Source organism: Stenotrophomonas sp. PS02289 (genome assembly GCF_029960115.1).
Lineage (GTDB): Bacteria > Pseudomonadota > Gammaproteobacteria > Xanthomonadales > Xanthomonadaceae > Stenotrophomonas.
Window position 1 is genome coordinate 1 of the sequence record NZ_JASCOZ010000187.1, and the last position, 7,932, is coordinate 7,932.

The 7,932-nt window shown below is 65.7% G+C and carries 5 protein-coding genes; all 5 read right to left on the bottom strand.

Annotation, left to right across the window (positions count from 1 at the left end; translation table 11 throughout):
* Positions 1 to 97: 97 nt before the first annotated feature.
* On the bottom strand, positions 98 to 1,534 hold the full coding sequence (gene lpdA, locus QMX83_RS18535; protein WP_125359276.1) for a dihydrolipoyl dehydrogenase: 1,437 nt from the start codon (positions 1,532 to 1,534) through the stop codon (positions 98 to 100).
* Between the two features lie 63 nt (positions 1,535 to 1,597).
* Positions 1,598 to 2,794: a dihydrolipoyllysine-residue succinyltransferase gene (gene sucB / locus QMX83_RS18540; protein ID WP_282298112.1), complete on the bottom strand. Its 1,197-nt coding sequence runs from the start codon at positions 2,792 to 2,794 to the stop codon at positions 1,598 to 1,600.
* 42 nt (positions 2,795 to 2,836) lie between these two features.
* Positions 2,837 to 5,668: a 2-oxoglutarate dehydrogenase E1 component gene (locus tag QMX83_RS18545; protein WP_282298114.1), complete on the bottom strand. Its 2,832-nt coding sequence runs from the start codon at positions 5,666 to 5,668 to the stop codon at positions 2,837 to 2,839.
* Between the two features lie 186 nt (positions 5,669 to 5,854).
* Positions 5,855 to 6,382, bottom strand: coding sequence for a hypothetical protein (locus QMX83_RS18550; protein WP_282298115.1), 528 nt, complete (start codon positions 6,380 to 6,382; stop codon positions 5,855 to 5,857).
* Between the two features lies 1 nt (position 6,383).
* Positions 6,384 to 7,775, bottom strand: a complete 1,392-nt coding sequence (locus QMX83_RS18555) for a cupin domain-containing protein (RefSeq protein ID WP_282298116.1) — start codon at positions 7,773 to 7,775, stop codon at positions 6,384 to 6,386.
* Positions 7,776 to 7,932: the final 157 nt, after the last annotated feature.

A 7,932-nucleotide genomic window follows, 5' to 3' on the forward strand; every position in this document is an offset into this window, starting at 1 on the left:
CCAGGGTTGCGCCGGCCGTTGGCCGGCCCACGCAAATGCATGACCCACAAAAAACCCCGCCGAGGCGGGGTTTTTCGTTACCTCACACAAGAGCCGATCAATTGGCCTTGTGGATGGCGCGCTTGCTGACGGCCATGGCGGCGTCGTGGACCACTTCCGACAGCGACGGGTGCGCGTGGCAGATGCGGGCCAGGTCGTCGGCCGAACCGCTGAACTCCATGGTCAGCACACCTTCGTGCACCAGCTCGGAGACGTTGGCACCGACCAGGTGCATGCCGAGGATGCGGTCGGTTTCAGCGTGCGCCAGCACCTTCACGAAGCCAGCCGGCTCGATCATGGCGACGGCACGGCCGTTGGCGGCGAACGGGAAGCTGCCGGCCTTGTACGGAATGCCTTCGTCCTTCAGCTGCTGCTCGGTCTTGCCAACCCAGGCCAGTTCCGGTTCGGTGTAGATCACCCACGGAATGGTGTCGAAGTTGACGTGGCCCGGCAGGCCCGCGATCAGCTCAGCCACGGCGATGCCTTCCTCGAAGCCCTTGTGCGCCAGCATCGGGCCGCGCACGCAGTCGCCGACCGCCCAGATGCCGTCCACGCCGGTGTGGCAGTGGGCGTCAACTTCGATCTGGCCGCGTTCGTTGATCTTGACGCCGGTGCCTTCGGCCAGCAGGCCCTTGGTGGCAGCGCGACGGCCGACGGCAACCAGCAGCTTGTCGACGGTGAGGTTCTTCTCGCCTTCGGCGTCCGCGTAGGTGAGGGCGACTTCCTTCTTCTTGCCCTTGCCGGTGACTTCGGCCTTGGAGACCTTGGCACCCAGGCGAATGTCCAGACCCTGCTTCTTGAATTCCTTGGCGGCGACCTTGGCCACTTCGGCGTCAGCCGCGGCCAGGAAGTCCGGCAGCGCTTCCAGGATGGTCACTTCCGAACCCAGGCGCTTCCACACGCTGCCCAGTTCCAGACCGATCACGCCGGCACCGATGACGGCCAGACGGGCCGGCACTTCGGTGAAGTCCAGGCCGCCGACGTTGTCGACGATGGTCTCGCCGTCAAACTTGGCGAACGGCAGTTCGATCGAGTCCGAACCGGCCGCGATGATGATGTTGGTGCCGGCCAGTTCGACGACGGTGCCGTCGTGCTGGGTGACCTTGACGATCTTGCCCGGCTGCAGCTCACCGAAACCGTAGTACGGGGTCACCTTGTTGGCCTTGAACAGCATGCCGATGCCGCCGGTGAACTGCTTAACGATCTTGTCCTTGCGGCCCACCATCGCTTCGACGTCGATCTTGGCGTCCTTGAAGCTGATGCCGTGGTCGCCAAAGATGTGGCCCATGTTCCAGTATTGGCGCGAGGAGTCCAGCAGCGCCTTGGACGGAATGCAGCCCACGCGCAGGCAGGTGCCACCCAGGGCCGGCTTGCCGTCCTTGCCCAGTGCGGCGTCGATGCAGGCGGTCTTCAGGCCCAGCTGGGCGGCGCGGATGGCGGCATGGTAGCCGGCCGGACCGGCACCGATGACGACGACGTCGAATTGTTCAGCCATTGATATGTTCCTTGATGCTTTACCAGAACCCCCTCCGCGCAGGCGCGGAAGGGGCGGGAGGTCTTACAGGCCGAACAGCATGCGGCCCGGGTTTTCCAACTGGTTCTTGATGTCCACCAGGAACTGCACCGAGTCCTTGCCGTCGATGATGCGGTGGTCGTAGGACAGCGCGAGGTACATCATCGGCGCGATCACGACCTGGCCGTTCTGGGCGATCGGACGCTCCTTGATGGCGTGCATGCCCAGGATGGCGCTCTGCGGCGGGTTGATGATCGGGGTGGACAGCAGCGAACCGAAGGTGCCGCCGTTGGTCACGGTGAAGGTGCCGCCCTGCAGTTCGTCCAGGCCCAGCTTGCCGTCGCGCGCCTTCTTGGCGTACTCGGCAATGGTCTTTTCGATGTCGGCGAACGACATGCGCTCGACGTTGCGCAGGACCGGGGTCACCAGACCCTTCTCGGTCGACACGGCGATCGAGATGTCCGAGTAGCCGTGATAGATGATGTCGTCACCATCGATCGAGGCATTGACCAGCGGGAAGCGCTGCAGCGCGTTGGCGGCTGCCTTGACGAAGAAGCTCATGAAGCCGAGCTTGATGCCGTGGGCCTTGACGAACTCGTCCTGCAGTTCCTTGCGCGCCGCCGAGACCTTGCTCAGGTCGACTTCGTTGAAGGTGGTCAGCATGGCGGTGGAGTTCTTGGACTCCATCAGACGCTCGGCAATGCGCTTGCGGATGCGGGTCATCGGCACGCGTTCTTCCGGACGTGCGCCGCCGGCCTTGCCGGCACCGCCGTTACGGGCGAAGTTGACGATGTCTTCCTTGGTGACCGCGCCGCGACGGCCGGTGCCGTCGACATCGGCCGGGTTCACGCCTTCGGTGATGGCGGTGAAGCGGGCACCCGGGGGCAGGGCATCGGCAGCCGACTTGGCGGCCGGGGCCGGAGCGGCGGCGGCGGCCGGAGCAGCGGCCTTCGGGGCTTCGGCCTTCGGGGCTTCAGCGGCCGGAGCCGGAGCCGCAGCAACCGCGCCTTCCTCGATGATCGCCACGACCTGGCTGGAGGTCACGGTGGCACCCACGTCGAACTTGATTTCCTTCAGCACGCCATCAACCGGCGACGGCACTTCCAGAACGACCTTGTCGGTTTCCAGATCCAGCAGGTTTTCATCGCGCTTGACGGCATCGCCGACTTTCTTGTGCCAGGTGGCGATGGTGCCGTCGGCGACGGATTCGGGCAGTACCGGGGCTTTGACTTCGGTGGCCATGCGGGAGCTTCCTGATTTGTCTTTTCTAGAAATGAGTGGGGGTTATTCAGCGACAACGTCGTTGAACGGGTTGACCAGGGCATCGGCGACCAGCTTCTGCTGTTCGATGATGTGGTCAGCCATGTGACCGGCGGCCGGCGAAGCCGAACGTGCGCGACCGGCGTAGTGCAGGTTCTGGCCATCGGCCAGGCAGAACTGCAGGTGGTGGCGGATCTGGTACCACGCACCCTGGTTCTGCGGTTCTTCCTGCGTCCACACCACGTCGGTGGCCTTGCCGTACTTCTTCAGTTCGGCAGCCAGCAGCGCGCGCGGGAACGGATACAGCTGTTCCACACGGATGATGGCGACGTCGTCCTGGCCACGCTTGGTCTGGTCTTCGAGCAGGTCGTAGTAGACCTTGCCCGAGCACAGAACCACGCGCTTCACCTTCTTGGCGTCCGCATTGGCATCGCCGATCAGGTGCTGGAACTCGCCGTTGGCCAGTTCGTCCAGGGTCGAGACGGCCAGCTTGTGGCGCAGCAGCGACTTCGGCGACATCACCACCAGCGGCTTGCGGGTGGTCATGCACAGCTGGCGACGCAGCATGTGGAAGGCCTGGGCCGGGGTGGAGGGCACCACCACCAGCATGTTCTCCAGTGCGCACAGCTGCAGGAAGCGCTCCAGGCGCGCCGAGCTGTGTTCCGGACCCTGGCCTTCATAGCCGTGCGGCAGCAGCAGGGTCAGGCCCGAGATGCGGCCCCACTTGGCTTCGCCGGCGGCGATGAACTGGTCGATCACCACCTGGGCACCGTTGGCGAAGTCGCCGAACTGGCCTTCCCAGATGCACAGAGTGTTGGGATCGGTGGTGGAGAAGCCGTACTCATAGGCCATCACCGCTTCTTCGCTGAGCAGCGAGTCGATCACCGCGACCTTCTCCGGCGAATCCACCAGCTGCCGCAGCGGCAGGTAGTAGTTGTCGGTCTTCTGGTCGTGCAGGATCGCGTGGCGATGGGTGAAGGTGCCGCGGCCCACGTCCTGGCCGACCAGACGCATGGCGTGGCCTTCGTCCAGCAGGGTGGCGTAAGCGAGGTTTTCCGCGAAGCCCCAGTCGCCCGGGATGTCGCCGGCGGCCATCTTGCGACGGTCGTCGTACACCTTGGCCACGCGCGAGTGCAGTTCCACTTCGGCCGGCACGGTGTTGATCATTTCGGCCAGCTGCTTGAGCTTGCCCATCTCGACCTTGGTCGAGACCGGGTCGGACAGCTTGCCTTCCAGCAGCTTCGGCCAATCCACGAACAGCGGGCTGGTCGGCGGGGTCTTTTCGACCTTGGCCAGCTCGGTGGTCACTTCACCGGCGTCCAGCTTCTCGCGGTAGGCATCGACCATGGCCTTGCCGGCCCCGGCGGCGATCACGCCGGCCTGTTCCAGCTGCGCGGCGTACAGCTCGCGGGTGGTCTGGTGCTTGCGGATCACCTGGTACATCAGCGGCTGGGTGATCGCCGGTTCGTCGGCTTCGTTGTGGCCCCAACGGCGGTAGCACATAAGGTCGATGACCACGTCCTTGGCGAACTTCTGGCGGAAATCAAACGCCAGCTTGGCCGCGAACACCACCGCTTCCGGATCGTCGCCATTCACGTGCAGCACGGGCGCGGCAATCATCTTGGCCACGTCGGTCGCGTAACGGGTGGAACGGGTGTCTTCCGGGTTCGAGGTGGTGAAACCGACCTGGTTGTTGACCACGATGTGCACTGTGCCGCCGACGGCGAAGCCGCGGGCCTGCGACATCTGGAACAGTTCCATGACCACGCCCTGGCCGGAGAAGGCCGCGTCGCCGTGGATGAGGATCGGCATGACCTGCTTGCGTGCGGTGTCCTTGCGGCGCTCCTGGCGCGAACGCACGGAACCGGCCACCACCGGGTCGGCGATTTCCAGGTGCGACGGGTTGAACGCCAGCGCCAGGTGGACCGGGCCGCCGTCAGTGGCGACATCGGCCGAGAAGCCCATGTGGTACTTCACGTCACCGGCCGACGCGTGCTCGTCGTGCTCGAACTTGCCTTCGAATTCGTCGAACAGCTTGCGCGGGTTCTTGCCCAGGGTGTTGACCAGCACGTTCAGACGGCCGCGGTGGGCCATGCCGATCACCACGTCCTTGACGCCATCCTTGCCGGCGTCACGGATGATGGTGTCCATCATCGGGATCAGCGCGTCGCCGCCTTCCAGCGAGAAGCGCTTCTGGCCGACGTACTTGGTGTGCAGGTAGCGTTCCAGGCCTTCGGCGGCGGTCAGGCGTTCCAGGGTGCGGCGCTGGGTGTCCGCATCGAGGTTGTAGTTGCCACCGGCCAGTTCGAGGCGCTGGTAGATCCACTGGCGCTGCTCGACCTCGGAGATGTGCATGAACTCCGCACCGATCGAGCCGGTGTAGGTCGCCTTCAGGCGCGCCAGCAGGTCGCGCAGCTTCATGCGCGGCTGGCCACCGACACCGCCGGTGCTGAATTCGGCGTTGAGGTCGCCTTCGGACAGGCTGTGGAACGGCAGGCCCAGGTCGGGCGAGTTCACTGCCTGGGCCAGACCCAGGGGATCCAGCTTGGCGTCCAGATGGCCGCGCGAACGGTAGGCCGTGATCAGGCGACCGACATTGCGCTCGCGTTCGTCGCCTGCGCCAGCGCCGGTACCGCCCTTGAGGGCGTCCTTGGCGGCGTCGGCAATGTGGGCGATGACGGCCGAGTGCGGAATGTCACCGGCTTCGCGGCCGTTGAAGCCGTCGAAGTAGGTCTTCCATTTGGGATCGACACTGTCCGGAGAAACGAGGTACTGCTCGTACAGATCCTCGACATAGGAGGCGTTGCCGCCGGCGAGCTGCGATGACTGCGCAAACTGCTTCAGTAGATTGTCCACGATGGAGGGTCGGATTCGCTTGTGGGGGTAAGTCTTCGATGATCCGGCAGGACAAATGTGAATAGCCCTGCGCGGGCGGTATCTAACCACCAAATTGTACCCCCATCAGGACACGAAGGGGCAGCAAACGGGACTTTCCGGGGCTTGCGGTGTCATTCCCAGACAGGTTCGAGCCGTTCTTCGGGACTACAGTCCGAGGGCGCGCAGCTCGCTGCAATCACGCGAACGTTCCCATACGCGCTGCAAACCGTCCTGCAACGGTCGCGAACGTGCCGGTTGCGCGAGGCCCGCTTCGCCGTCGAGGCGGTGCCCGCTCAGACGAAAGTAGTAGTCGCCCACATCGTTGAGCAGACAGGCCGAGGCCACCGCCCGGTCGATCGGATCGGTGACCTGGCGCACCCGGAACACGGTGGGCAGGCGCTGGATCAGGCCCAGCAGGGGCGAACCGGCGGCGGCGATGGCGCTGGCATCGTGCACGATGATGCAGGCCTGCTTGTCGTGGCGGGCGGTCGCAAAGCGGCGCAGTGCCTCCAGCACCGGCGGGGCATCCAGCAGAGCGGGGTCGAGCACGCGGCTGTGGATCCACAGCTGGCGGCGGGCCCGCTGCACCAGCGCTGTCGTGATCGCCACGGCCTGGTCGGCCGTGTCGATGGCACCCGCCCCGGCGAAGAGGCGGGCCAGGTCCGGCTGCAGCGGGTCGCCGGTGGGGTCCATGTCAGCGCTGCGGCTCGTTGCTATCGTCGCTGTCGTCGAAATCGACGATCACCTCGACCCCGTCCTCATGGATGGTGACCTCATGGACGTCGGCCTCCAGGTCGGCGTCTTCCAGGACCTCGACGGTGTCGGCGGCGTCGACGATCTCGTAGCCTTCCTCGATCTCGTCCTCCTCGTCGAAGGCGCTGGGATCGATCAGCTGGTAGTAGCCACCGGCGACCAGGTCCTGCACCGCCGTGCGCCCCTTGGCGGAGAGCTTGCCGTAGGTGCCGGCATCCAGTTGTTCCAGCGCGGCCAGGGCCTGGGCGTCCTTCACCGACAGGGCGAACTCCAGCCCGCTGCAGTACAGGCTTGCGCCACGGCTGGCGCGACGCCAGGCCAGGCGGGCCCAGGGGTGGCGGCCGAGCACGAAGCCACCGGCCAGGGCGGACTCGATCTCTTCGGGCGACACGGGCTCGCCATGGGCGGTGACCTCGCCGGCGGCGCGGTAAGTAGTGATGAAGCGGCCGAACCAGTCGCCGAGGCGGTCCGGGTCGTTCATGCGGATGGCATTGAGGGCGGCCACGACGCGGTTCATCGCGACGGTGTCGATCTCGTTGGGGTCGGCCGGGACGGTCAGGTCGGGGTCCTGGTAACGGATGTCCTCGCTGGCATCCATGATCAGGGTGTCCAGGTAGTCGCTGATCAGCTCGGCCGAGGCCGGGGCGCGCATGCCGAACGAGAAGGTCAGGCAGGGGTCTTCGGCCACGCCGTTGTGCGGCACGTTGGGCGGCAGGTAGAGCATGTCGCCCGGGGCCAGCACCCAGTCATGGGTGACCTTGAAGCGCTTCAGCAGCTTGATGTCGACGTCGTCGCGGAAGTCCAGCGGCGGGCGCTTGCCGTTGATCGATTCGCTGGCGTCGATCTGCCAGCGGCGGTGGCCGTAGGCCTGCAGCAGGAACACGTCGTACTGGTCGACATGGGCCCCGACCGAGCCGCCGGTGGCGGCGAAGCTGATCATCACATCGTCCATCCGCCAGCGTGGCAGGAAGTCGAAGTGCTGGATGAGAGCGCGCACGTCCGGGTCCCACTTGTCCACGTCCTGGACCAGCAGGGTCCAGTCGTGGTCGGGCATGCCGGGGAAGTCTTCTTCCTGGAACGGGCCGGTGCGCACGCTCCAGCCGTCATTGGCGCGGTCGTGGCTGATCAGCCGGGCAAGCGCGGTCTCCTCGCAGGCCAGGCCGGCCAGGTCTTCAGGCTGGACCGGGGTCTGGAAGTCCGGGAAGGCCTGCCGGATCAGCAGCGGGCGCTTCTGCCAGTAGTCGCGCAGGAAGGTGGCGGCGGGCATGCCCAGCGGCAGGCCGGGACGGGCCTGGACTTCAATGACGGGAGATTTGGTCTTGCGCACAGCCATGGGGGAATCCTTGCAACGGTTTCGGCGGGATACCCGCCTATTGTCCGCTGCTTCCGCGGTGTGTGCACCTGCGGTGATATGTCACGTGCCCACTACCGCCTGGGCCGGCCAACGGCCGGCGCTACCGGAGCGTGCGGCGCGTTCGTCACGGTAGCGC